This is a genomic window from Armatimonadota bacterium (genome assembly GCA_013314775.1).
Classification (GTDB): domain Bacteria; phylum Armatimonadota; class Zipacnadia; order Zipacnadales; family JABUFB01; genus JABUFB01.
Window position 1 is genome coordinate 62263 of the sequence record JABUFB010000011.1, and the last position, 26088, is coordinate 88350.

Here is a 26088-nt window from a genome sequence, read left to right on the forward strand (position 1 = left end):
GTATCTCGGGTCTCCACGACCCTGACTGATCTGTTTCACTACAAGCACTTCAGATGTCCAGTTCAACCTTCTCGGTTGACAAGAGCCTCACATAGTTGTCCCGCTCGCTCTTCTGAACCGGCCGGGCCGGGACCGCGAGCACTTCGTGGATCGTGACCTTCATCCCGATGCGCACCGTGATTAGATCTCCGACCCTCACGTCCGCCGATGCCTTCGCCGGTCTTCCATTGATCTCCACAAGCCCTGCATCGCACGCTCGCTTGGCAACAGGACGCCGCGCGATGACCCCGGTGGACTTGAGAAAGAGGTCGAGCCTCACGAAATCATTCCGCCTTAGACCTTTCCCAGAGCACGTCCATCTCCGCGAGGGACATGTCGGACAGGTCTTTCCCCATCTCCCGCGCCTGCTGCTCCACCGAGCGGAATCGAGCCGCGAAACGGTCGCAGGCCATGCGCAGCGCGTCCTCGGCATCCACCTTGAGGAAGCGGGCGACGTTGACGAGGGCGAAGAGGACATCTCCGAACTCACGCGCGATGGCCGACTGGTCGCCCGAGGCCCGGGCTTCGCGCAGTTCGGTGAGTTCCTCATCGACTTTCTGCAGTGGACCGTCGAGGTCAGGCCAGTCGAAGCCCACCTTCGAGGCCTTTTTCTGCATGTCCGCTGCCCGTTTCAACGCGGGTAGTGAGCCCGGGATACCGTCGAGAACAGACTGGCGGGATGCAGATTCCTTCTCCGCGCGCTTCAGCCGCTCCCAGTTGTGAAGGACTTCATCACTTCCGGCCACCTCGGTATCGCCGAAGACGTGGGGGTGGCGGTAGATGAGTTTTTCGTTGATACGGTCGCAGACAGCGCGGATGTCGAAGTTGCCGAGTTCCTCAGCGACCCGGGCGTGGAAGACCACTTGCAGCAGCACATCTCCCAGCTCTGCGCATAGCTTGTCGCTATCGCCGCTGTCTACCGCCTCCACAGCCTCGTAAGCTTCCTCGATCATGTACGGCTTCAGCGTCCGGTGGTCCTGTTCACGGTCCCAGGGACACCCCCCAGGAGCCCTGAGCCGGGCCATGATCTCCACCAGTTCATCAAACTGCTTCATGTACACCCACGGTCCTGTCGCGACTTCGGGCGACCGCCTGTTCGCGGCCGCCCGAACATTTCATGGCACAGTTGTCGCAGGCCTGGTAAGCCCGCACTACCGATGAGGGTCGCGGTCTGGGTTCCGTCTACTCGGACTTGGCCGGCTTGCCCTTCCCACCGGCACGCGGCGCTTCTGCGGCTGGAGCCTTGCCCTTCTCAGCCGGTGCACCCTTGCCGGCCGACGGCGCTCCTTGACTCTCTGGTCCGAAGCTCGGGATGTTCGCCTTGGGCGTGAACATCTCATTCAGGTCGGCGTACTTGGGGTCGACGATGTTGACCGTGGCCTTCTCGCGCAGTTCGGAGAGCAGCTGCTGCGGATCCTTGGCCTGCCGGGACTTGAAGGCCTCTTCGATGCGCGCGCGGTCCTTCTCCAGGGAAGCCTGGGACGCAGGCAGCACCTCGATGAGTTTGACGATATACCAGCGTTCCTCAACCGCAAAGGGCTCGCTGATCTGCCCAGGCTTCATTTTCGCCAGGGTCTGGGCAACGGCCGGTGGGAAAACCTGTTCGCGGGGCATCGGCGGAAGTTCCCCGCCATTGTCGCGGCTCATCGGCGAGACGCTGTGCTGTTTGGCGAGCTTCGCGAAATCGACGCCTTCCTTTTTCAGTTCGGCGGCGATCTTCTCGGCCTCCGCCTTCGTGGCGACCACGATCTCGGCGTACTTGACCCGCTCTGGCTGGCCGAAAGCGGACTTGTACTGTTCGAAGAACTTCTTCAGTTCCGCTTCATCGACCTTGACGTCCTTGGTGCAAAGCATCTGCACCTTCATTTCCATCGCAAGACTCTCGGCGACGTCCTCTTCGGTCATTCCCCTGGACGCCAGCATCTGAGCGAAAGATTCATCGGAGCCGAAACGCTCCTTGATCTCCTTCATGCGCTCGTCGATTTTCTCGGGGGGCAGGGTCATGCCCGACGCGGCAAAGGCATCCTCAATCAGCTGGCGGTTGATCATCCCCAGCAAGGCTTCGCGGCCCTGATCCTTTTCAAGCTTCTCCAGGAACTCGGCCCGAGTGATCTTGGTATCACCCACAACGGCGATCGGTTGCTTCCCACAACCCACGAATCCGGACACGCAAAACACAAACAGCAGGGCGAGACCGCCCAGCCTGAGGCAATGCACGGGCAAGACGAACAACTCCTTTCGCGTGGCTTAGTGCCACATGCGCAGCGTAGCGAATTATAGCACAGGGCAATCACCGCGACAAACAAAACTTCCGGGCGCGGAAACACCCGGAAGTGGAAGCGGTGTTTGGCTGTTTCTGATTAACGGAGTGGCGACAGGCTTAGTTCCCGCTCCGCCATTCCGCGCAGCCGCTGGATCGCCTGTCCGTGTATCTGGCAAATGCGCGACTCTGTTACGTCGAGAATCAGCCCGATCTCCTTGAGCGTCATGCCCTCCTGATAATAAAGCGCGATCACTTGGCGCTCCCGGTCCGGAAGGCGCGTCACCGCGCGGGAGATCACCTTTCGGATAGCCTCCTGCTCAACTCTGATCGCGGGGTCGCCGTAGGTGTCCCAAGGCTCCACGTCCTCGGTCTCTTCATTGCGGTCATCATCGCCGGCGAGAGCTTCTTCAAGGGAGAGCAGCGTTGCCGCGCTGGTTTCGTCCAGGAGATCGCGGTATTCGTCGATGTCCAACCCAAGCGCAGTTGCGATCTCATGTTCAACTGGAGGCCTGCCCAGCTCGTACTCAAGGCGGGCTGCGGTCCGCGCCGCATCACGCGCCCGACGGCGAACACTGCGCGGCGCCCAGTCCTTGGACCGCAGACACTCCATGACCTCCCCACGGATCACCGAACTGGCGTAAGTAGCGAGTTTCGCGCCGCGGGTCGGGTCAAAACGGTCCACTGCCTTGATCAGACCGAGAATGCCGGCGCTGACCAGATCTTCGCGCTCCACGTTCTCCGGAAGGTGCGCCCCGATGCGGCCCACGATGTGATGTACCAGGGAGATGTGCTGGACGATCAGCTGCTCTCGCGTAGCCGGATCCATCGGGATCCCCCCTGATGAGTTGAGACCGACCGCCACCAGCTCCATTCCCATCATCGCCCGCGCAAGGGCGGCGAGAGAGCAGACGACCGGCCGGTGACTATTCGGGCCCGTCTCTTCGATCCGGTACCCATGGACCCTCCCTCTGCAATTCCCATGCCCGAGGCTCGAACTCTTGACCGGCGCTGACCCACTGCCCGCGACGCGCACCAGTTCCAATGCGCCTGGATCGATTCTCGGGCCCCACGGCAAGCGTCCCTGGGCTCTTCAATCCACCCCTCAGTCTGCTGCTGCCCCGCGCGCCGCATCTTACCAATCCAAGTAACAAAAGTCAACAAAAAGACTTATTCTTATTGAAAAACTAATGAAACAGGCAGCAAATGTGTATTTGCCACCTGATCCCCCGGCAGTCCTATTGAAGGCCTTTGGTCCATCCGGGAGCAGGCAGAAGCACCCGGATGCCGGGACCGCCATCGTTCAGGTCGCCGATCATTCCTCCATGCTCTCCCGCCACACGCGCAGCTGTCACCAGGGCGATCCTGTGCCAGGGTACGCAGGCAACTTCGGACGTCTCCGCATTCGCAGAGGACTGCTGCACCTTCACTGTCATCCCGACCATGCCCTCAGGCAGCGTTTCATGCCCCTGTGGGAGAACCGACACAAGAAGCGCATCGCCCGCGGAAGACTGGTTGAACATAGCCTGCAAGCAACAGCGCACCAACTGGCGCAACGCCGACGGCACACCCCAGGCCAGCACTGGGCGCACCGCGTTCCTGAGCCTGGCGTCCAGTTTCACGCCCCGACTCTCCGCGAGACGAGCGATCTCATGGATCGATCGCTCGGCGAGCTCCGTAAGGTCCACCTCGCGGTGCTCCGACCGGATCCACAGGGCGGCGTCGGCGAGGGTGATGAGATCGTCCAGCGCCCAGGCGATGAACTGTGCCTGATCCACGATGATCCCACAGTATCGGCACTTCATGTCCTGACTGTGACTGGTGCCAAGGGTCTCCGCGCACATCTGGATGGCTGTCAGAGGCGAGCGGATCTCGTGGGCCAGTGCGTGAGCGAAGCGACTGTCGATCACGGGAAAGTCGGCCGGAGCCTCACCTGGCACGGGGTGGGACGCTTCGGCGGCTGCTGACATGGGATGGAGCCTTTCTGTGCGAGCCGGACCGGAGCCGATCCGGGGTGATATGTGGGTACCGGCATCAGGTTCGGTATCGGTGCAAGGGGGAGACCGCTTGACTGCGTAACAGGTAAAAAACGCGCTCAGATGGGCAAATGTGACAGACCGCGCCGGCCCGAGGAGGAGCCGACGCGGTCCATGACAGGGGCCGTGGTTCAGAACCCCGGCAGTCCGGCGATGATGCGTGGGATGTCCGCCAGCGTCGGCTTTTCGAAGGCGTGCCGGTTCCAGGACACCAGCCGGTCGGCGCTTCTAAGCTGAACGGTAAGCACTGCGCCGTCCGAAGCTCTCTGGCCCGCGAGCTCGCTCACATCGCAGATGACTTGCGCGGAGTTGGCAGGCGCGGAACAGCGGCCTTCGATCGACTGCGCCACGATGCCCGGCGTCTCTTCCAGGGACACCGAGTAGGTCAACTCGAGTTCCTGCGCAGTGTCGTTGGCCACATGCAGTAGCAGTTCGCCGCCATCGCCGTGCATGAAGGACGCATGCACGGGTTCGCAGGCCCACCGCACATAGTTGCAGGCCAACTTTGGGCGCAGGTAGTAGTCGATCACCGCGTCGGATATCTGCGGCCAGCAGTCGGCCACGTTCCACAGCAGTATCCCGCCACAGTCCCAGTTCGCCTTGCGCTGACGGCAATGCTCGGTCCAAAGTTTGTACGCTTCGCCCTGGCAGATCTGAGAGGCGAGAATGTAGGTCTCCAGGTCCGAAGGCATCTCACCGAAATAGGCGATCACCGAGTCATCCAGCGCCTTGCGCCGAGGCGGGCGGAAATCCAGGTCCTCGTGGACGCCGATGTGGTGGTCCCACACCGCGTTGTCATTGGGCCACAGGTTCGTGGGGCTGGCGAACACCATCATCGTCTCCAGTGCAGGGCAGGACAGGTGCCCGATCTCACTGATGAACCTCGACTTGTCCTGCGTGTAGACCGGGTCCTCAAAGGGCGTTCCGTGGTGCCAGCAGTGGGTGTCGCCCTGGTTCTGGTCCTGCGGGTTCACGGTCGGGTCCGGGCTGTAGGGGCTGGAGGGCACGTAATCACGAGTGCCGTCGAACCGCTCGATTGCGTCTGGCAGAACCTGTCGGACGATGGTGTTCTTGCGCACATCGATATTCTCGCCGAACCATCCCCAGTAGGCGCAGTCGTTTTCATTGTCTCCGGACCATAGCGCCAGGCAGGCGTAATTGCGCAGGCCACGGATGACCGCCTCGGCCTCCTCGGCCATGATTGCCAGGAAGTCAGGGTGGGTCGGGTAGATGGCACACGACATCATGAAGTCCTGGTAGACCATGATGCCCAGCTCGTCAAGCTGCTGGAACCAGGCGTGGGGTTCGTAAACGCCGCCGCCCCAGACTCGCAACATGTTGAGGTTCATGCGTCGCACCATGTCCAGCAGCTCCCGGTGCTTCGCACCCTCGGCGCGAGCGTGGTAGCAATCCGCAGGTGTCCAGTTCATACCCCGTGCGAAGACCTTCACCCCATTGAGCTCGAACACATACGACACCCGCCCCGGGCCCTCCTCTTCTTCCACCAGGCGCACCGTCCGCAGGCCCTGCTTGCGGTGGCGACGGTCCAGTAGCTTGTCTCCGTCGAAGAGACTGACAGTGAGGTCGTACAGGTCAGGATTGCCGATGTCCCACGTCCACCAGAGCCGAGCGTTCTCCACATCGAAGCTTGCCGCGCACTCGTCTCCGTCAAGCGGCGCTTCCCAGCGGAACTCACTATCGCCGCAGACCCCGGACACCTCGACGCGCAGGCCCTCTGCGCTCCCTGAAATGATCTCCACCGACACGTCATGCCGCACCGACGCCCGGGTCCCGTTTTCAGCAAGGGGATTGGCAGGGCTAGGGGTGATGGCGGTCACGCGCAGGAAATCGTCGCTTATGCGAGCGCGCTCAAACGCTTCCAGCCGCAGGGAGCGCCAGATGCCGGCAGTCACGATGCGCGGGGCGATGTCCCAACCGTAGCACTGGTCGATCTTCCGGGCCCACAGGCGCTCGGGGGTGTTCATCGTCGCGTGGGCACCGTCCAGCGGGAGGCCTTTCACGGACTCGATCGGCGAAGCCAGCCGGACTACCAGCTCATTGCGCTTTCCGGGCTGCAATGCGCCGGTAACGTCAAAGCGGCACGGGGTGAACATGTTCGAATGCCGCCCTACCTCTTTCCCATTCAGCCAGACGGTGGCGAATGTATCGAGGCCCTCGCAGACCAGTTCCACGTGCTCGCCGACGAAATCCGGGGGCACCCGGAACTCCCGCCGATACCACCATTCATGCCCTTCGAGTTCATACAGTTTCTTCGTGTTGAACTCGAAGAAGGGGTCCTCAATGTGACCGGCGACCAGCAGATCATAGTGAGCACAACCGGGCACGGTTGCCTTGATCCATGAGATGCCCTGAACCTCATCCGGGCGACCCTGCCCATTCTTGCAGTGCCATAGTTGCCATTCGCCGTCGAGACTGAAAGTGCGAGACATAGAAATCCTCCGAGAACGGGTCTCTGCTTCCAAGAGGGTGTTGCCAAGAGTGCCACCGCTTCCGCAAAGCAGTGCTTATGCGGCAGTCCGGGGTCGGTGCACCTTGCCGCGAAACGCCGAGGTGAGGCCGGCGTTCCTTTCCCCTACCCCCACCACTTCGGCCGGCGGCGGAAGGGCTGTTTGAACTGATTCTTCAACGCCTTGCGCTCCTCGAGGGACACCATGCACGCCCGGATGCACCCGCGCCCACCGCACATCGCCGGGAAGTAACCCGATGGCCTGGGATAGTACTGACCCATGCGCCGCTGCAGTTCCAGCGCTTCCTCGGGCGACAGCGCCTTTTCCCCGCGGCGTATGGCGTCTCCGTCGGGCATGTCCGTCAGGGCATCCGGGGGAAGGAAGGGGTTCACATCCTCCACCGGGCTCACGTAATAGCCGAAGCAGCTCCAGGCGTCAATGTCGCTCCATTCCAGTTCCCGTCCGGCGACTGTGACCTTCACCGTCTTGTCCGCTTTGATCGCGTGGCCCGGGCACTCGCGGACGCAGGCCATACATCTGTTGCAGAGCGCAGGCCCGTCGTAGATCGGGTCGGGCTCCAGTGCGGCGTCGGTGAGCATGAACGCGAACCGCTGCCTGGGGCCAAACTCGGGGGTCAAGAACACTTTGCTGAACCCGATCTCCCCCATGCCGCAGATGAAGGCCGCCAGGCGGAAATGCAGGTAGATATCGGGCGCCGGTTGCCCTTCACGCACCGGGCGCGAGTACTTGACCCTGCGGCCGTAATCGGCGGGTTCATCGGGATCATTGGTGACATCCGAGATGGTGTTGATGCTGCCGTAGTTGCGGATGTTGCTGGCCTCGTATCCGTGGTCTTCGATAAAAGCGGCCAACTGCCGCAGGACGATGGGTGCGTAGACCTCGTTGATGTTCGCATAATTCATCGCCGGGTACTGGTAGAAATGAGTGCCCTCTTCGATACCCCGCAGATCGCCCCGAAAGATGCGGAAACCCAGGCCGATGATGGTCTTGGCTTCCGGGTTGATGAACCGCGGATCATTCTCAGGCGGCGCTCCTTCGAAGCGGTTGATGTCGCCGATTCCCACGAGGTCCGCACCACAGCTTTTCGCGAATCGCTTCACACTCTCGGCGGTCAGCTCCATGTCTGTCTCCTGAACCGGCAGGCGGACGACAAAGATCAAAGGCCCGTGAGATAGAACGCGCAGGCCAAGTTCTCCAAACTCGCGCGGATTCCCTTCAGCAGGGCAAGGAGGTCCGCTGCCGATGCTGAATATGTTCTCCGCGGTTAGCCGGAAGAACGCGCTCACGCCCCTTTGGGGGCGTGCTGTCCGGGGGCGTATCTCCACAGGGGGTGCATGAGATGGGTTGCAAGGAGCACTGCCGCGGGCACCGCGTCCACCTGCTGTTTGTCTTCACCGGTCTGCTGGTCGCACTGGCCGCCAGTTGCGCCGCCCAGGCCCTCCCTCATTCCACGGTCATTTTGAAACAGACGGTGATCGTCGACCCGTCAGGCTCGGCGGATGCGACCCTCACTATCACCTTCAATCCGAAAGACGCCTATCACGATTTGCGCAAGCAGTACCCCAACTTGTACGTACTCTTCCGTGACCTGAACAGCGAGCGCGCGGATTTCGAGGCGGAGCCCAACACCCTGAAAATCGAGGCGGACGATGTCGCGCGCGCCATCAAAATCACGGCGCGGATCATCGGCTTCGCAGCGTGCGTACGGAACCGGTGGACCTTCTCGTTGCTCGACGGTGAGGAAGTGGTCATGCAGGATGGCGGTAAAGTTTTCACGGCCATCGTCATGACCCCGCTGCCCATGGCCACGGTGGTCGCGGTGAGCAGTTATACCCTGCCCCCGGATGCTTCAGATGTCCAGGCCGAGCCGGGGAAACTGAGCTACCGCCTGCCCCACACCCGCATCACCTCGGGCAAACCCGCGGTCGATGTGAAGGTGAAAGCCAAAGAGCGGATCATGTCCGCTCTCTATAAACTCTACGGCAACCCGAAGCTGGGGAATGGGGCTTACTGGGTGGCGAAGACCATTGTCCGCAATACCGGGCAAGAGCCAATCTACGACCTGCGGATCACCTACCGGCTGGGCGAGTACTCAGATGTGCATGTGCCCGAACAGTACTCCATGGTCAGCCCTGGCGGCGCGGTGGTGGACGTCTACTACCCGATGATCCTGTCGAAGGTCACACAGATCAAGACCGAGACCCCGGCTCAGCTACTCGTGAAGGTGGAATACACGGACCCGGACGGCCAGAAACATGAGCAGGAGTTGGCCGAACGCATCGGCATCCTGGGCATCAACCAGTTTCTCACCTCGAACCTGCGCACTGAAGAGCGCGTGGGCGGCTGGATGGATGCCTATAACAACTCGCCGCTGCTGGCCGCGTACGTGACCCGGGTGGACGAAGCGGTGAAGCAGTTCGCGGGGTACGTCAGCGACCTGGCAGGCGGTGTGGCCGCCGCTGCCAGTGACCAGGAAGCCATGAAGTGGCTGGAAGCCGCCTATAACATGCAGTTGTACAACGACATTGTCTACCAGACGCCCTCGGGTTTCTGGACTGAAGCCCACGGCCTCGTGCAGGAGGTCAAGTACCCGCGTGACGTGTTCCGCGATAAGGCCGGCACCTGCGTGGATCTTGCAATCACCTTCGCAGCCCTCGCGGAAACCGTGGGTATCAAGACCGCGCTTATGGTCATCCCCGGCCACGCCTTCTGCGTCGTTGAATTGCCTTCGGGGATGCTGCTACCCGTGGAGAACACGGGCCTCGGGGGCGGCGCAACGCGCATGACCTTCGCCCAGGCGTGCAACGTGGGGTGGGCCAACTTCCAGGATGCCCTGCAGAACAAGCCCTTCTACCTGGTAGATGTACGCGCCCAGCTTGAAGCAGGCTTGCCCAACCCCGAACTACCGCCCGTCTCTGCGGACTTCTTGCAGGAATGTGGCATCCGGCGCTTGACACCGATGACCGGTCCGATGGGGGTTCCTGGCCCGGGGCCGGCATACTTGGGGCCGCCGATCCCCGCCGGACCTGCTGTCGCCGACCGCTGGGATACGTGGACAGACCCGGAGCAGGCCGCGTTCACCGTGCAGGTCCCCACAGGATGGCGGACCACCGGCGGGATGTTCAGGGTGACCGATCGAGAGCATCGCATGCGCATCAACTGCACCGCCCCGGACGGCAGCGTGTTCGTAGTTGCGGGCGACGACCGGCTCCCGGTCTATGTACCGATCACACCGCAGATGGCGAATGGGGGCATAACGGAAGGCAACCTGGTGGACCTGGGCGACGGCACACAGGGAGAGGCCCGGAGCTTCATGACCGGCCAAGAGTTTGCAGTCTGGTACGCACAGGCGAGGCTCGGCGAGCAGTGTGGAGATTTCCAGTGGATCAACCCGCGCGACCTGCCCGAGGCAGCCCAGATACTCAACCAGGCCATGCCCCCAGGCACGCAGGTGCTCCGCTCGGTAGGCGATACCGCCTTCACCTGTCGCATCGCAGGGCTCAATGCCCGGGGCTACTGCCTGTGCATGACCGAGCTGACCCAGGGCCCGCAGCCCCGCTGGCGGGCGGCACAGGTGTTCGGGTTCATCGCAGTCGACGGCAGCGAGGAGATAGGCAAGAAGGTGCTGGACCGCATCGTGACCACGGTCCAACTGCGCGAGCAATGGGGCGGGGCCAATACCGGAGCAATGCAGCAGATGCTCACGGACATCGGGCAGATGGTGACGCGCAGTATGATTGGGCTGAAATGGACGGGGTAGCAGTCGTTGGCCGCATTGGGGGACCGGCATCCAACTCCCGGCCTCACCGGGGGGGGGCTGTACCCAATGCTTTGTCTGCGCAGTCCCGCGCCGAACGAGACGGTCGGCCCACGCGAAGCTTGATGCCGGCCCCCCGGTGCGGCTAACTCCCCGGCGCCCCGCTTACAGCGTCAGCGTCACCTTGTGCAGGCCCCGGGGAGTGTCCGGGTCCAGCCCCTTCTCCAGCGCGATGCTGTAAGCCAGCAATTGCCCGATCACTCCGGCCACCATGGGCGTGCACTCTTCGGGCATCTCCGGGATCGGCAATGCGATCTTCGCGCGCTCCAGCAGCGCATCGTTGTTTGAGATGATCGCAAGTTCCGCCCGGCGCTGTTCCAGAGCATCCACCGTCTCCAGCACCGCGCCGAATGACCGCCCGGTGGGTGCGACCACGAAACATGGGAAGCCCTCCCCCGTAGTCGCGATCGGCCCATGCATGAAATCCGCAGTGCTGAAGGCCGAGGGCACTACGTAACAGCATTCGGCCATCTTCAGTGCCGCTTCTTTTGCGGTGCAGAAGTTGTAGCCTCGCGCCAGCCAGTGACAGGTCTCCATGAACCGGTAGCGCTCGGCCCGATCCGCAATGTCCTCCTGCACTCGCTCGAGAGTCATGTCGATCCAGGCCGGGACCCGCTTGATCTCGTCCGCGATGTCTTTCCGGTCCGCCCAGAGGGCCGCGAGCTGGTGCATCACCGCAAGTGCGGTGGTGTAAGTCTTTGTCGCCGCCACGCTCTTTTCTTCCTGCGCATGGGTGAGCAGGACGTGCTCCGCAGCCTGGCAGATGGGCGAATCCTCGGTGTTCGTGAGTGCGCAAGTGATGGCCCCGCGGCGCCTTCCGGCTTCGAGCACCTCGATCACATCAGTAGCCTTGCCCGACTGAGAAACCCCGAGCACGAACACCTTGGTCAGGTCAATCCGGGTGTCGTAGAGCGTCAAGAGCGACGGCGCAGCGGTTGCCGCGAGCTTCATGGTCACCGCGCCGAACATATATAAGCCGTAGAGGCCCGCGTTGTCGGAAGTCCCCCGCGCCACGATCAGCGCGTATTCGACACCCTCATTGCGCAGGCGGGCGGTGAGTTCCCGGATATTGCCGCCTTCAGCCGCGAGCGTAGCCTCGATGGCCGCCGGCTGTTCGCGGATCTCCCGGATCATCTGGGTTCCAGGTTGCTGCATGGTGCGTCACCTCGAGCGAACGTCAGTGCATCGCAGCCGACCGGGCTGCTTCGTACACGGTCTTCAACGGGACGCCGTGGGCCTTCGCGGCCGCAAGGCAGTCTTCATATTCGGGCGATGCCGTGATGAGCCGGTCGCCGACCTTCCCCAACTTGACCCGGATGGCGCCGAAAGGCGTCTCGACCTTCGCCATCTCCCGGGGCAAACAGCGGCGCTCGCAGGGAATCACCCGCAGGCCGAAGGTGGTCGACTCCTCGAGGATCGCCCGAACCACGTCATCCGTCTTCTCCGGGGCGACCACGGCGGAAAGCTGGGTGGCCGGGCGACTCTTCTTCATCTGAATCGGCGCAAACCATACATCCGCAGCGCCGGCGTCAAAGGCCCTCTCCATCACTCGCGCGAACCACTCTGGATTCATGTCATCCAGATTCGCCTCGATAAGGTTGATCCGATCGCCAATGAGCGCGTGCCAGGGGCCCTCGCCGCCCTCGATTCCGGGCATGAGGCCGCTGCGCTCCCCGACCATCAGCCGCAGCACGTTGGGCACTCCCGGGAACTCCTTGGTGCCGCAGCCGTAACCAATGGACTCGACGGCCATGGGTGGGGCCTGCCCGAAGCGATCGGCGATACCCGTTGCGATCGCAGCTCCGGTGGGAGTTACCGTCTCCCCGTGCACATCCAGCGGGAAAGTGGGGAAACCGCGCATCAGTTCGGCGGTTGCGGGTGCCGGAACGGGCAGTCGTCCATGGGCGCAATCCACGAACCCGTGGGACACCGGCAGCGGCGAGCAGACGATCTCGTCCACCCCCAGCAGCCGAAAACCCACCACGGCGCCGACAATGTCTACGATGGAGTCCAGCCCGCCCAGCTCGTGAAAGTGCACTTCCTCTCGGGTTGAGTTGTGGATCTTCGCCTCCGCATCGGCAATGCGCCACAGGATGGCAGTGGAGCGATCCTTGACTTCCTGTTCCAGCCCTGATGCCTCGATCAGGTCCACCAGTTCGCGGCATGACCGGCCATGGACGTGCTCGTGCTCGTGCTCGTGCTCGTGCTCGTGCTCGTGCTCGTGCTCGTGCTCGTGCTCGTGCTCGTGCTCGTGCTCGTGCTCGTGCTCGTGCTCGTGTTCGTGCTCGTGTTCGTGCTCGTGTTCGTGCTCGTGTTCGTGTTCGTGTTCGTGCTCGTGCTCGTGCTCGTGCTCGTGCTCGTGCTCGTGGTCATGTCGGTGTCCATGATTCTCGTGGTGGTGTTCGTGCTCATCCACCAGCGAGACGATCACCCTGGTGCCATGAATCCCGGAGCGACTCGCCGGAACAGCCTCAACACGCCAGCCCGTCATCTCGATTTTCTGAAGCTCCGCGCGTATGGCGTCGATAGACACGCCGGCATCCACCAGGGCAGCCAGGGTCATGTCCCCGCTAATTCCGGCGAACACATCCAGGTATGCGATCTTCATGAGTCGGGTCTCCTGTATGGGGGCTGCACGGACGGATAACTATGTTAGCACACCACGCCGATGCGGGCTATACTGGCGTATCTGCAGCCGGATCCGGGAGGCTTTCTGTGCGCTTCGGCTTTCACATTACAATCGCAGGGGGCTGGAGGAAGACGATTGAGCGCGCCGTGGAGCGCCGCTGCACTGCACTCCAGGTGTTCACCAGCGCGCCTGTCCAGTGGGACCGTAAGCCTATGGACCTCGCGGGCGCGCAGTGGTTCGCCGAGACTCTCCGCGCCCTGGACATCCAGCCGCTCTTCGTCCATGCCATCTATCTGCTGAACCTTGCCACACCCGCAGCCGTGCTGTGGCGTCGCAGCCGCGACCACCTGACCGATGAGCTTCGCCGGGCGAAGCTCATCGGCGCCCACGGAGTGGTCTTCCACCTGGGGAGCGTTGGCGCAGAAGGCAAGCCCGAGGCAGGTATGCGCAGGGTCGCACGCGCGCTGGATTGGGCGGCGGAACACACTCCGGACGGACCGCAGCTCATTTTGGAGAACAGTTCCGTCCAGGGGAACGTGGTGGGCGGCAGCGTGGAGAGCATCGCTCAGATCATTGACATGTCGCATTGCCAGGACCGCCTGAACGTCTGCATCGACACAGCCCATGCCTTCGCCCAGGGATACCCGGTGCATGACCCGGTGGGTCTCGAGCAGTTCCTGGACCACTGCGACGCCGCTTTCGGACTGGAGCGGCTGGCGCTCATTCACGCCAATGATTCGCGGTCAGAGCTGGGGTCACACGTGGACCGTCATGCACACATCGGGAAGGGTAAAATTGGGCGCGCAGGGTTCCGGGCGATCTTGAATGAGCCGCGGCTCAGGCACTTGCCTTTCATTCTGGAGACGCCGGACCAGGAGGAGTGGCATGCGAAGGATCTGCGGGCATTGCGTTCTGTGGTGGATGCGGCAATCAGACCCGCCTTGCCCAGAATCAGGCCGGTTCCGGAGCAGCCGAAGAACTCGTCCGGCCGGGGCGGCTCGGGTCGCGCAAGAGACGCGCAGGACCGGACTGGGTGAGCCGCGCGAAGACCGCATCGCCACCCAGGCGACGCATGGCCGCTCTTGCAGGGCTGATCACCGGCGGCCGGCGCTTCGGGTCGTGGCCGTCCGAGGCGATGAAGCTCACCAGGTCCTCGCGCAGCAGCTTCTGCGCAATTGTGCGCACCACCCGGCCCTCTTTCCCGCAGATGCTGTCCGCATTCAGCTGCAGCAAAGCGCCGCGCTGAGCGAGCTCGCGGATTATGTCCAGCCGGAGCCGCGCTGCACCGGAACGTTCCGGGTGCGCGATGATCGGGACAAACCCCATCAGCTGCAGGTTGAAGAACAGATCGGGGACGTAATTCGGATAGCTGGAAAAGGGCAGCTCTATCAGCAGGTGCTTGCCTTTGTCCGCCAGCGTCATCACCCGTCCCGCTTCCAGGTGCTTGATGAGGTTGTCGACGCTGCTGATTTCCGCCCCGGGCAAGACGGTGATGTCAATGCCCGCGGCGTGGATGGCGTCATTCAGGACAGCCACGCGCTGGCGGATCAGCTCGGGGGTCACCACGCCTTCGTCCAGGTTCGCATGAGGTGTGGCGATGATCACGCCCACGCCGTCCTTCGCGGCGACACGCGCCATCTCAACGCTGATCTCCAGCGTATCGGGGCCGTCATCAATTCCCGGAAGAATGTGGCAATGGGTGTCTATCATGACCCTGAGGGGGCGGCTGAGATGGGGCTGAAGGGGCGCCCGGGTACTACACGAGCCCGGACGCCCCGCGTCTGTGTCACCAGTTGAGGCTCAGGTTCGCGCGCATGTTCTCGATGGCCGTGTTGATCTGACCAAGCTTGTCGTGGGCCTTGAGGGTCAGGGACATGCGGACAAAGCCCTCGCCGAACTCGCCGTAGACACTGCCGGGAATTGCCAGGACCCGGCAGTCCCGCAGGAGCGCCGTGGCGAAGGTCTCGGACGTGTACCCCGGCGGCACCGGCACCCAGACATAGAAGGCTGCCCGGGGCTTTTCGAGGTTCCAGCCGAGGCTGTTGAGCCCATCGATTAGTGCATTGCGCCGGGCCTGGTATTCGCCCTGCATCTTCGGGACCCATTCCTCGAACCGGTCCAGCGCCGCGACCCCTGCCCGCTGGATGGCCATGAAGGTCCCGCTGTCCACATTGCTCTTGCACTTGGACAGGGCCTCGATGTACGGCTTGCCACCCATCGCCCAACCCACGCGCCAGCCGGTCATGTTGAAGGTTTTCGAGAGAGAATGCATCTCGATAGCAACGTCTTTGGCGCCGTCCACTTCGAGAATGCTGTGGGGTTTGTAGCCGTCGAAGGCGACCTCGGAATAGGCGCAGTCATTGACGATAAGCAACCCGAACTCCTGGGCGAAGGCGACGGCCCGCTCGTAGAACTCCAGTGGCGCCACAGCACCCGTGGGGTTGTTCGGGTAGTTGAGGAACAGGAGCTTCGCGGCCTTTGCGACCGACCGCGGGATGGCGTCGAAGTCGGGCAGAAAGCCATTCTCGGCGCGCAGGGGCATGGGGAACGGCGCCCCGCCGCACCAGGTGGTCTGTACCTTGTAGACCGAGTACGCCGGGTCTGGCACGAGAACCACATCGCTGGGGTCGATATACGCCCAGATGATGTGCACCAGCGCCTCCTTGGAGCCGATGCAGCTCTGGATCTCCCCCTCCGGGCTGACGTCGATTCCGAACCGGCGCTTCGCGAACCTCGCGATGGCGTCCTTGTACTCAGGGGTTCCGTAACCTGTCTCATCATACGGGTGCGTGGAAGGATCCTTCGCAGCCTCGTAGAGAGCGTCGATAACAAACTGCGGCGTGGGCAGGTCGGGGTCGCCGATGCCGAAGTCGATGGGCTCCTTGCCCTCGGAAATCATGCGCGACTTCAGTTCGGCGATGGCGCGGAACGGGTACGGCGGGATGCGCTGCAAGCGCTGTGCAAGCTCCACAGAGTAACCCTCCCAGAATCAACAGGGCAGTCTTGGTTCGGATATTGGGTCGGCGGGAAAGCGGCCGGGGACACTGGCCGCGACACTGACGGCGTCACGCGCCCTTACTGCGCGAGCGCCAGTGGCGCCCGCGGTCCCGACACCTCCCGGGGGTTTGCGCAGTCTGATTGTGGCGAGAGAGGGGGAGCATAGTCCGCCTACTTCACGGCTTGCGCCAGGAGCTCGGGATGCACTTCACCCGAGAAAGCCTCCTCGGCCGGCCCAGTCAGGAAAATGTGATTGTTCTCGGCCCACTCGATGAACAGGTCTCCGCCTAGCAGAGACACCCGCGCCGTGCGGTCCGCAAGGTCATTGAGCACCGCGGCAACTACCGTCGCTGATGCGCCGGTGCCACAGGCAAGCGTAACGCCCGCACCCCGCTCCCACACCCGCATCTGGATATTCTGCCGGTCTTCAATCCTCGCGAACTCGACATTGGTCTTGCGAGGGAAGAGCGGGTGGCACTCAATCACCGGACCGAGTTCACGCACCGGGAAGCTGTCGGCATCATCCACGAAGATCACGCAGTGCGGATTGCCCATGGACACGCAGGTGATCCTCAGGTCGTAGCCATTGACTTGCAGCGGTTCGGCAATCACGGGCTGATCGGCGGGTTCACCGGTCATCGGGATCTCGGACCGCTTCAGTCTGGGTTCGCCCATGTCCACACGGATGAGGGTGACCTTGCCGTCTTCCACCGTGAGAACCGGCTTGATAATCCCCGCGTACGTCTCCACTTCCAGGGATGTTTTTTGCGTCAGCCCGTGCTCATAGACGAACTTCGCGAAGGCCCGCATACCATTGCCGCACATCTCCGCCTCACTGCCGTCGGAGTTGTAGATGCGCATGGCGAAGTCGGCTACGTCCGACGGGCGAACGAGAATGATCCCGTCGCCGCCGATGCCGAAATTGCGGTCGGACAGGACGCGCGAGAGCTCGGGCAGGTCGTAAGCGCTCAGGTCCTGGTTGACGGCGTCGATGTAGATGTAGTCGTTCCCAAGACCGTGGAGCTTGGTGAAACGCATCCGTACCCTCCCGCGACCCGGTCAGGGCGTGTTGGCCGGACCGATGGCAGCGATGGCGCTCTTGTAGACGAGTATGTCCATGTCCTTGACAGACACGATCAGTGTGAACGCATCAAATTGTTTGACCACACCACGCAGGTCCTTGCCATTGAGCAGACTGATGCGAACCGCGGACTTGGCATCCGCCGCGGCTTTGAGGTAGACATCCTGCACAGATCCCTTCGCGGCCAATCTCATACCCCCGTCAGTTGTTCACGCGCCGCTGAAACGGCGAGATTGAGCCCCCCAAGCCAATTGAGCTCCGAGCCGACACAATTCAGCCTCAACCAGGGCGAACTCAGCATCAGTCCGCCACTCCCGCCAGACCGCGCCTTCCTCACGCCGGAACCACGTCAACTGGCGCTTGGCGAACCGGCGCGTCTCGCGCTTGATCGATGCGACGACCTGCGCAAAGCTCTCGCGCGGCCCCGGGAAGTTGAGCCACGCGAGCATCTGACGATAACCCAGAGCCTGAAGGGACGGTAGCGCGGGCTGCAACCCCCGCGCATCGATGGCACGCACTTCGTCCAGCCAGCCGTGGCTCAGCATGCGGTCGACGCGAGCGTCGATCCCTTCGTACAATGCCTCGCGCGGGCGGCTGATTACAAGATAGAGCGCATTATAATGGACCTCCGGAGTCGCGTCAACGCGCCGCTGTTCGCTGATTGCGTTCCCGGTAATCTCCAGCACTTCCAGGGCGCGCACGATGCGCTTGCTGTCAGACGGGCTGATTTCCGCTGCCGCGACTGGATCTGCCGAGGCAAGCCTTGCGTGCATCGCCTCACTGCCCAGTTGCGCCAGTTCGTCCTCAAGCCTGCGTCTCACCACCCGAGATCCTCCAGCCTGCGCCGGCGGGAAGTCGAAATGCCGTAGCAGCGCCCGGATGTACAGGCCCGTTCCACCACAGAGGATCGGCAGATTCCCGCGCCCGTAGATTTCGCGAATCGCCCGCCTCGCGTCTCTCTGGAAATCGGCCACGGTGTACGGCTGGTCCAGGTCCACACAGTCGACGAGATGGAACCGCGCCGCCCGCCGCTCCTCGGACGTCGGTTTCGCGGTTCCCACGTCCAGCCCCCGGTAGATCTGCATGGAATCGGCGGAGACTATTTCCCCGCCGACGCACCTGGCCACGCGGATCGCGGCTTCGGTCTTTCCGGATGCCGTGGGGCCGGCGATGACCAGGAGCGGAATCACCGGAGGCATCAGGTCACGCTTCCCGGATTGCGCCGAAACTGCCGGTCCAGCCGATCCAGCCCGAAGGACACGATGATCGGGTCACCGTGAGGGCAGACGGCTGGAGCCTCGCTCTTCAGGAGATCATCCACGAGCTTCTGCATGGCCGCTTGCCCCATCCTCTCCCCCGCCTTGAGCGCCGCGTGACAGGCGACCGTGGCCCGGAGCTTCTCCCGCCGCCGGTCAAGCGAAGGCGTGGTCTCGGCGTCGGCGAGTTCAGCGATGGCGTTGCGCAGCGTCTCAATGGGGGCCAGTTCCGCCGTGGACGCGGGCACGGAACGCACCAGGAACGCGCCGGGGCCGAAATCCTCCAGTTCGTAGCCCAGCTCACCCAGCCACTGCAGGCTGGCTCGGGCCACTTCCATCTCCCCGGGGGACAGTTGCAGCGTTTCGGGAACCACCAGCAACTGCCGGGTCACCCGCTCCGGTCTCAGGCTCTCCAGGATCACGCGCTCCGCAGCCCGGTGCTGGTCGATAAGCAGCAGACCCTCGGGCGATCGGGCCACGATGTACCGCCCTGCAAGCTGCCCGAGCACCTCCACCTGCCCGCGCTCTGCCGCAAATTCCAGCACAGACTCCGCCGGTCCGCGTTCCGCTGGCAGGGAGATGACAGGGTCGGCGAAAACGCCAAGTCCCTCATCGCGGTCGTCCACTCGGTCCTCGAAGGGATTGACCCTGAGGCGTCGAGCCCGCATGCGCTGGTCCATGTCGCCCAGGGGTGCTCTCCCGGCGGGCAGGCCACCGCCGAACCTGTCCCCGCCGAAAGGCTCTGCTCCCGGCACGCCCAATTTGTCACCCTCTTCCGGGCGGCGATAGACGTGTCGAGTTCCCTGGCTGAGAGACCGGAACCCGGCATCCGCGAGGGCATTCTCCACCGCCGCCTGAACCAGGGAATGTACCGCGCCACCCTCGCGGAACCGCACCTCGATCTTGGTGGGATGCACGTTCGGGTCAACGCGCGTCGGCTCCACGTCGAGGTGCAGTGCACACAGAGCATGGCGACCTGCAGGAAGCAGAAGTCCGTACGCCTCGTCCAGCGCGTGACTCATCTGTCGGCTGCGCACGAATCGACGATTGACGAAAAACATCTGGTGGCTGCGGGTGCTGCGCAGCAAAGTGGGCCTGGAAACAAGCCCGTGAACCCGGACGCCGTCGCGTTCGAGTTCGACATCCAGGAAATCTCGGGCGGCGGCGCTGCCGTATATGGTGGCGATCACCGAACGAAGATCACCAGCGCCCGATGTCGTGAAAAGGACCTCGCCATTGTGAGTGAGCTTGAAGGCAACGTCTGGTCGGGCCATGGCAAGGCGCGAGACCCAGTCGGCGCAATGCCCACGTTCCCGTGCGGTGGTTGAAAGAAACTTGGCGCGGGCCGGAGTATTGAAGAAGAGATCGGCTACCTCAACGGTGGTGCCCGGCGGGCAGCCCACCGGGTGGACTTCGGCGTCGCTCCCGCCCTGGATCGTTACCTCGCAGCCTTCTTCACTGCCCGGTTCGCGGGACACCAGTCGAAACCGGGAGACCGCCGCGATACTGGGGAGCGCTTCGCCCCTGAAACCCATGGTCTGAATGGCGTCCAGGTCATCTGCGTCCGCGATCTTGCTGGTAGCGAAACGCTGCACCGCAAGACGCGCATCCTCGGCGGACATGCCGTGGCCGTCGTCGGTAACGCGGATCAGACCCCGGCCGCCATCCACCAGTTCGACTTCGACCCTCCGCGCTCCGGCATCCACGGAATTCTCCACCAGCTCCTTGACCACGCTGGCAGGACGTTCCACCACCTCACCGGCGGCGATGCGGTTGGCGAGTGCCTCGCTGAGTACCCTTACGTGAGCCATTATCTTTCAGTTGCGCATGCCTACAGGCCCTGCGCTGTTCGCTCGATGAGATCGTCCTGAATATGTCTTGGAAGGGTCACGAAGTACGCGCTCAAGCCGGAAATGCGCACCATCAGGTCCCGGTGGCGCTCCGGATGGGTCTGGGCGTCGCGCAATGTGTCGCTGTCCACGACATTCAGCATCACGTGGGAGCCGCCCTGCTCGAAGTAGGTGCGGATCAGCTGCAGCACCCGCTCCAGGCCGTCGTCACCCGCGACATGATCCGGCGCCAGGGAGATGTTCAGGAAATTGCCATTGGGCGCAAGATGATGCGGCAGCTTCGCGCAGGAGGCGAGGGTCGCGGTGATGCCGAGCTCATTGCAGCCCGGCGTCGGCCCGACGCCCACTGAAAAGTTGGCCCCTGCCCGGCGACCGTCCGGCGTGGCTCCCACGTCTCGCCCCCGGTAATGCTGTTGGTACATGGCCAGTGAGGGCTTGATGCGCCCACCCCGGGCATTACGGTGTTTCGTGGCCTCCGCACAGAAGAACGCGCACAGATCGGCCGCCAATGCATCCACTTCCGCCGAATCATTGCCGAACTTGGGCGCACCGTGTACCAGCAGGGCCCGCAGGTCCTCACTGCCCTCGAAGTCGTCCCGCAGCGCCGAAAGCAACTGTTCAACGCTTACCGAACGGTCCTGGTACACGAGAGTCCGGGCAGCCTGCAGCGAGTCTACCGCGGTGGCCAGACAGCCGGGCCAGCAGGCGCTGAAATTGTACCGCGCTCCACCGGCGTATATGTCGGTACCGGTCCCGATGCAGTCCCGCATCAGGACCGACTGGAACGGCGAGGGCGCCCACTGGGCCTCAAAGCACTCGTGTTCGTTGGCCCGTGAGACCACCTGTTCGATGTCGCGCGCGAGCTCGGCACGGGTCAGCTCCAGCAGGTCACCGAAGGATTCCGGGCGGGTCTCCAGGGCGCGCAGCACGCACTCCGGCAGAGAGGCTCCTCCGGCCACCGTGCGTCCCCATTCAGCTCCCGCAACCACCGCCTCATAGCAGCCGACGATGGCCCAGTCCCAGGATTCCTCCGCCGGGACGCCGATGCTCTCCAAGCCCGCCCGCACCACCGGGTCATTGAAGAACGAGGGCTGCCCAAGGCCCTTCCCGGCCAGCCGCGCGGCGGCCTTCAGGTACTCCTGCGGCGAACCTGGATGCACTCGCACAGATACCGAAGGCTGGAAAGCCTCCAATTCATCGGTGAGCTCAATCATCCACAGCGTGAGTTCGTTGGTGACGTCTCGCCCGTCGGCGTCCACGCCCCCGATGGTGACATTCTGGGACTCGTCGCCCTCCCAGAACTTCAGCCACAGACACGCCAGAAGCTCCCGCGCTTCCTCGCGCGTGATACGCCCGGCCGCGAGGTCATCTCGGTAGAACCGATAGAGATACTGATCCAGCCGGCCAGGTGAGACCGCCACCGAGGGTGACTCCACGTGCAGCAGCAAATGCAGGAACCAGAAGGATTGCACTGCCTCGCGGAAGCTGCGTGCGGGTTGCCAGGGGACGCGCTCGCACGTGTCGGCGATTGTGAGCAGTTCGGCCCGTCGAACAGGGTCGTTTTCGCTTTCAGCGCGGTCGCGGATCTGCCGGGCGTGATGGAGTGCGAAGTCGCGGGCGGCTTCGCAGGTGATCTTCATCGCCCGCCACTCGGAGAGTGCGGATGACCCCCGATCACACGGTCCCATCAGCGCATCTATCCTCGCAACCTGCGCGCAAAGGCCTTCGTCGAGGATGCGCGGATAATCGCAGACCATGTGGCCTTCCCCAAAATGGATGCCCAGTTCGCTCCGGGCCTGGTCGATGGCCGCACTGCGCGCGTCCTGCTCGGGGCTGGTGACCGAGCGTGCGCCTCTCTGCCAGATGTTCCCCCGCTGGCTGCCTGCGATAAGCTCGCCGGGCCGCAGGGCGGTCACCCAGTCCCGGCAGATTCGCGCGAAGGCCTTCGCGCGCCGCAGGACCATCTCTTCGCCCACGGTCTCCCGGTATGAGGCGACGCGGAGTTCCTCCTTGCCCAGGTACTCCTCAGCATCGAATGCGAACCGGAGCACCCGGTGGCCGGAGTCATCGCACATCGACCGCGTGAGGGCCTCGCGCAGTGCACAGACTCGCCGAGTCAATGCCCCGATCTCAGCCGCCATCGCTCACGTCTCCTCCGGTGCATGAACGTTGGCTCCGTTCTCGCGCAGGGCGGCCAGGAGCAGATCGGAACTCAGGGCTCTCGGCGTCACCCCATGCCGCACGCACAGGGCCGCCGCAACCCCCGCCGCTTCCCCCATTGCACGGCAGGTGGCCTCAATGCGGATCGCGGCTTGAGCTTCAAAAGTCGCCGAAATGCAGCGCCCTGCAACCAGCAAGTTGTCGACGCACAGCGGCACCAGGCAGCGGTACGGGATCTCATGGTACTCGCCGGGCCCCAGGCGCTCCAGGGTCACGCCCACGCCCGAAGGGTTGTGGATGTCGATGGGGTAACACGACTTGGCGATCCCATCCTCAAACTTCCGGGCCTGCCGGAAATCCTCGGCGCTGAGCACATACTCGCCCACAATGCGCCGGCTCTCGCGGATGCCCACCATGGGCGCGGTCTGGGCGAGATACGCGTCATCAAAACCATCCAGGTAGCGCCGGCAGAACTCCATGATGCGCGGGATAATCCTGCGACCCTGCACCTGGGCGCGGGTAAGGTCCTCGTCGCGGGCGCCATTGACGTGGGTGATCCGGGGACAGTTGAAGCCAAGCTCGCCGGGCCGTCCGGGAATGGTGAAGAACTGGATATACCCGCCCTCTTCGGCGGTGAACACCCCGTCCTGCTCGGCCTGCTCCATGAGCGCGCCCAGGCCCTTGTCTCCCACGCCACCTTTCGCAAAGCCCCAGCCGAATCGCGGCGGGTGTGCATCGAGACCGCCCTTTTCGCGCAGGAACGCGGCCAGACGTTCCAGGTCCACCCCGCCCACGGTGAATCGCAGGCTGGCCGACTGGTTCAGACCATCTTCCGGCCGTCCGCTCTCGAAGGGGGCCCCTGACAGGTACGCCACGTCGGCATCGCCGGTGCAGTCGATGAACTGCTTCGCTTCCAGTTCCCGCCTGCCCGACTTTCCCGCCACCTCGATGGACCGCAGAGCGCCATTGCGCACGGTCGCGCCGATGATGTACGTATGGTAGGACAGGTCGCACCCTGCCTCGAGCACCATCTCCTCGAGCACGTACTTGAGCAGCTCGGGGTTGAAAAACATGCCCTCATTGTCGCCGGGAAGATCGTTGCAGCGCTGATTGATCTCCTCGCAGATGCCCAGCACCAGCTTCTCGCCGCCGGTGGAATAGCTCATAAGGGGCAATACGAGAGCAGCGGTCTGGCTGCCGCCGAGGAAGCCGAACTGCTCGACGATCAGGGTCTTCACACCGCGCCTGGCCGCCGCAATCGCCGCCACTGAACCCGCAGTTCCCCCGCCGCAGACGATGACATCGTAGGACATGACTGTGTCTCCCACGCTGAGCACTGGCAACGGGAGACAGGATACCGCGACGCGCTGGATTTCACAAGGGCGGTCGCGGATAACCTGAAAAACGGGATTGACAGGGGTTGCCGCGAGTGGGATAACCTCCCGAGACCTGAATCGACACGTCCGGAGGGGTATCCGTGACACGCTACATTGCCGCATATGACACCGAGGCCATTGACCACGAACTCGAAGCCGTCCCGGTTCTCGTGGCCCTGCACCGCAAGTATGAGATCCCTGCGACCTTCTTCATCGTGGGGAAGCTCCTGGAACGCGACGGGCCAAGGTACCGAGAGATCCTGGACGACCCGCTATTCGATGTGCAGTCTCACAGCTACTCCCACCAGATGCTCAAGGACAGCCGCCCCCACGGGCCGGCGGTGAGTCTGGAGCAGATGGACGAGGAAGTGGGCCGGGGCAAGCAACTCGTGGAGGACGTGTTCGAGCGCGAATGTATCGGATTCCGGCCCGGCTGCGGGTTCGAAGGCGGGTTCAGCGGGGTCCCGGACCGGCTGGAGATCCTCCGCAGGCACGGTATTCGGTTCGTCAGCGCCGACCTGCGCGGGCCGCTGGACTCCATCCCGAACCCACTCAAGCAGGCGTACACCCACGAGCCCGACGGGTACCCGGACATCACGGAAATCCCAGGTCATGGGTGGCACGATAATGTGCTGAAGGGCTGGACGGGGCATATCACCTATTTCCCGCCGGTCTACGACTTCGCGATGCCGCCTGGCCAGCCGCGCACGGTGGTGGAAGTCTTCGCGCAAGAGGGCCGCTGGATCGAACACGCACTGGAGACCGGCGCGGAGTACGTCTCGCTCGTGCAGCATCCCTGGTCTATTATGCGCTTTGACGCGGCGATGGCTCCCATCGAACTGCTCCTGGTTCGCGTCAAGCAGCTCGGCATGCCGTGCATGACTTACCTGGACTACTACCGGGAACTCACGGCCTGACTGTCTCCCGGAAGGCCAGAACGAGAGGGTGGCACAATGTCCGACAGTTGGCGGGATTCATACAAGAAGCAAGAGAAGCCCCAGGAAGCGTCCGAACCGGTCGAGGGCTGCGGAGACGAGAAAGAGTGCTCGGGCGATTGCCAGAACTGCCCGGCCGCCGCGACGGCCAGCGATCAGGAACGAGAATTGCACCTGCAGGAGAAGCGCTTGCAGGAGCGGGCATCTCTCATCAAACACACTTATGTTGTGATCAGCGGCAAGGGCGGCGTAGGTAAGAGCACGGTCGCGGCAAGCCTCGCATGGGGATTCGCGCTGCGAGACAAGCGCGTGGGCCTCCTGGACGCCGACCTGCACGGGCCGACGATCCCGATCATGATGGGCCTTTCCGGCCAACGCGTGCAGGGGGTGGGCGGGAGCATCTCCCCCGTGCCGGTGTTCGAGAATCTCATGGTTATGTCCATCGGGTTCTTCACCCAGGGCAAGGACGACCCGGTGATCTGGCGCGGTCCCCTGCGCTCGGGAGTCATACGCCAGTTCGTGTCCGACGTGGACTGGGGGCCGCTGGACTACCTCGTGGCCGACCTGCCGCCAGGAACTGGCGACGAGGCACTGACTGTCGCCCAGATGTTCCCGAATGCCGAGGGCGCGATCATCGTCACGACGCCCCAGGATGTCAGCACCGCCGACTGCCGCAAGGCCGCGAACTTCGTGAAAGCGGTGGACCTGCCCATTGTCGGGATCATCGAGAACATGAGCGGGTTCATATGCCCTCACTGTGGCGAGAAGACCGACATTTTCGGCGCAGGCGGAGGCCAGGCAATGGCCGACCAGCTTGGGGTGCCGCTCCTTGGTCAGGTCCCAATCGTGGCCGATGTGACGCGGCTGTCCGACGAGGGCAGGCCGCTCCTTGGCCCCGACGCTCCGCCGGAAGTCAAGCAGGTGTATGAGAGCATCGTCGAACGGCTGGTGAAGCTGGCCGAGGGCTGAGCGCCGTGGTGGTTGCGGTGGGGTGTCGGGCGGAGGGCACTCCAGTCTTGCTGGTGCTTGACATCATCCGATGGCCGGCCCGAACATGTCTGGATCGTCCGGGTGGGCGCCTTCTCACAGCCCGGGAAGCGGGCGGCAGCCTATAGTCGCGGGTGGAGTGGAGTAAAGCGAAACGCAACCCGTGGTCAGCGCCA

21 protein-coding genes are annotated in these 26088 nt (G+C 63.4%); 4 read left to right on the forward strand and 17 right to left on the reverse strand.

Translation table 11 applies throughout. The annotated features are described in order from the left end of the window. Positions 1–49: 49 nt before the first annotated feature. From HPY44_14785 to HPY44_14815, 7 genes are all read right to left on the reverse strand, one after another. Positions 50–319: an RNA-binding S4 domain-containing protein gene (locus tag HPY44_14785; protein NSW57278.1), complete on the reverse strand. Its 270-nt coding sequence runs from the start codon at positions 317–319 to the stop codon at positions 50–52. A gap of 4 nt (positions 320–323) precedes the next feature. Beyond that, entirely contained in the window at positions 324–1094 is a 771-nt protein-coding gene (gene mazG / locus HPY44_14790; GenBank protein NSW57279.1) for a nucleoside triphosphate pyrophosphohydrolase, read from the reverse strand. Positions 1095–1221: 127 nt separating this feature from the next. Continuing rightward, a complete protein-coding gene (locus HPY44_14795; protein ID NSW57280.1) occupies positions 1222–2262 on the reverse strand; it encodes a peptidyl-prolyl cis-trans isomerase in 1041 nt (346 codons plus the stop codon). 137 nt (positions 2263–2399) lie between these two features. Continuing rightward, positions 2400–3128, reverse strand: a complete 729-nt coding sequence (locus tag HPY44_14800; protein ID NSW57281.1) for a FliA/WhiG family RNA polymerase sigma factor — start codon at positions 3126–3128, stop codon at positions 2400–2402. Between the two features lie 409 nt (positions 3129–3537). Continuing rightward, complete coding sequence (locus HPY44_14805) at positions 3538–4269, reverse strand: HAMP domain-containing histidine kinase (GenBank protein NSW57282.1); 732 nt, start codon at positions 4267–4269, stop codon at positions 3538–3540. A gap of 197 nt (positions 4270–4466) precedes the next feature. Continuing rightward, positions 4467–6785, reverse strand: coding sequence for a hypothetical protein (locus tag HPY44_14810; protein ID NSW57283.1), 2319 nt, complete (start codon positions 6783–6785; stop codon positions 4467–4469). Positions 6786–6928: 143 nt separating this feature from the next. Further along, positions 6929–7945 (reverse strand): (4Fe-4S)-binding protein, encoded by a 1017-nt coding sequence (locus HPY44_14815; protein ID NSW57284.1) that lies wholly within the window; start codon positions 7943–7945, stop codon positions 6929–6931. Positions 7946–8163: 218 nt separating this feature from the next. Between HPY44_14815 and HPY44_14820 the strand changes: the two genes are divergently transcribed. Continuing rightward, positions 8164–10584, forward strand: a complete 2421-nt coding sequence (locus HPY44_14820; protein ID NSW57285.1) for a hypothetical protein — start codon at positions 8164–8166, stop codon at positions 10582–10584. Between the two features lie 162 nt (positions 10585–10746). Here the strand turns inward: HPY44_14820 and HPY44_14825 are convergent, their stop codons facing one another. Together HPY44_14825 and larC are read right to left on the reverse strand one after the other, a co-directional pair. Beyond that, positions 10747–11796 (reverse strand): SIS domain-containing protein, encoded by a 1050-nt coding sequence (locus tag HPY44_14825; protein NSW57286.1) that lies wholly within the window; start codon positions 11794–11796, stop codon positions 10747–10749. A gap of 22 nt (positions 11797–11818) precedes the next feature. Next, positions 11819–13249, reverse strand: coding sequence for a nickel pincer cofactor biosynthesis protein LarC (gene larC / locus HPY44_14830; GenBank protein NSW57287.1), 1431 nt, complete (start codon positions 13247–13249; stop codon positions 11819–11821). Positions 13250–13356: 107 nt separating this feature from the next. Between larC and HPY44_14835 the strand changes: the two genes are divergently transcribed. Further along, on the forward strand, positions 13357–14307 hold the full coding sequence (locus HPY44_14835; protein ID NSW57288.1) for a deoxyribonuclease IV: 951 nt from the start codon (positions 13357–13359) through the stop codon (positions 14305–14307). Here the strand turns inward: HPY44_14835 and HPY44_14840 are convergent. The 8 genes from HPY44_14840 to HPY44_14875 form a co-directional block, all read right to left on the reverse strand. Then, positions 14222–14908, reverse strand: coding sequence for a hypothetical protein (locus tag HPY44_14840; GenBank protein ID NSW57289.1), 687 nt, complete (start codon positions 14906–14908; stop codon positions 14222–14224). The two genes, HPY44_14835 and HPY44_14840, sit on opposite strands and share 86 nt — an antisense overlap. 148 nt (positions 14909–15056) lie before the next feature. Continuing rightward, positions 15057–16241, reverse strand: coding sequence for an LL-diaminopimelate aminotransferase (locus tag HPY44_14845; GenBank protein NSW57290.1), 1185 nt, complete (start codon positions 16239–16241; stop codon positions 15057–15059). Between the two features lie 197 nt (positions 16242–16438). After that, positions 16439–17305, reverse strand: coding sequence for a diaminopimelate epimerase (locus HPY44_14850; GenBank protein NSW57291.1), 867 nt, complete (start codon positions 17303–17305; stop codon positions 16439–16441). A 21-nt stretch (positions 17306–17326) separates the two neighbouring features. Further along, positions 17327–17536: an RNA chaperone Hfq gene (locus HPY44_14855; GenBank protein ID NSW57292.1), complete on the reverse strand. Its 210-nt coding sequence runs from the start codon at positions 17534–17536 to the stop codon at positions 17327–17329. Positions 17537–17557: 21 nt separating this feature from the next. After that, positions 17558–18547, reverse strand: a complete 990-nt coding sequence (gene miaA / locus HPY44_14860) for a tRNA (adenosine(37)-N6)-dimethylallyltransferase MiaA (protein NSW57293.1) — start codon at positions 18545–18547, stop codon at positions 17558–17560. Next, positions 18547–20415 (reverse strand): DNA mismatch repair endonuclease MutL, encoded by a 1869-nt coding sequence (mutL, locus tag HPY44_14865; GenBank protein NSW57294.1) that lies wholly within the window; start codon positions 20413–20415, stop codon positions 18547–18549. Before mutL ends, miaA begins: the two co-directional genes overlap by 1 nt. 20 nt (positions 20416–20435) lie before the next feature. After that, a complete protein-coding gene (locus tag HPY44_14870) occupies positions 20436–22595 on the reverse strand; it encodes a hypothetical protein (GenBank protein ID NSW57295.1) in 2160 nt (719 codons plus the stop codon). Between the two features lie 3 nt (positions 22596–22598). Beyond that, positions 22599–23927: an FAD-dependent oxidoreductase gene (locus tag HPY44_14875; GenBank protein ID NSW57296.1), complete on the reverse strand. Its 1329-nt coding sequence runs from the start codon at positions 23925–23927 to the stop codon at positions 22599–22601. Between the two features lie 164 nt (positions 23928–24091). Between HPY44_14875 and HPY44_14880 the strand changes: the two genes are divergently transcribed. Both HPY44_14880 and HPY44_14885 read left to right on the forward strand, forming a co-directional pair. Beyond that, positions 24092–24907 carry a polysaccharide deacetylase family protein gene (locus HPY44_14880; GenBank protein NSW57297.1) on the forward strand — a complete coding sequence of 272 codons (816 nt, stop codon included), beginning with the start codon at positions 24092–24094 and terminating at the stop codon, positions 24905–24907. 36 nt (positions 24908–24943) lie between these two features. Continuing rightward, positions 24944–25894, forward strand: coding sequence for an Mrp/NBP35 family ATP-binding protein (locus tag HPY44_14885; protein NSW57298.1), 951 nt, complete (start codon positions 24944–24946; stop codon positions 25892–25894). Positions 25895–26088 lie beyond the last annotated feature (194 nt).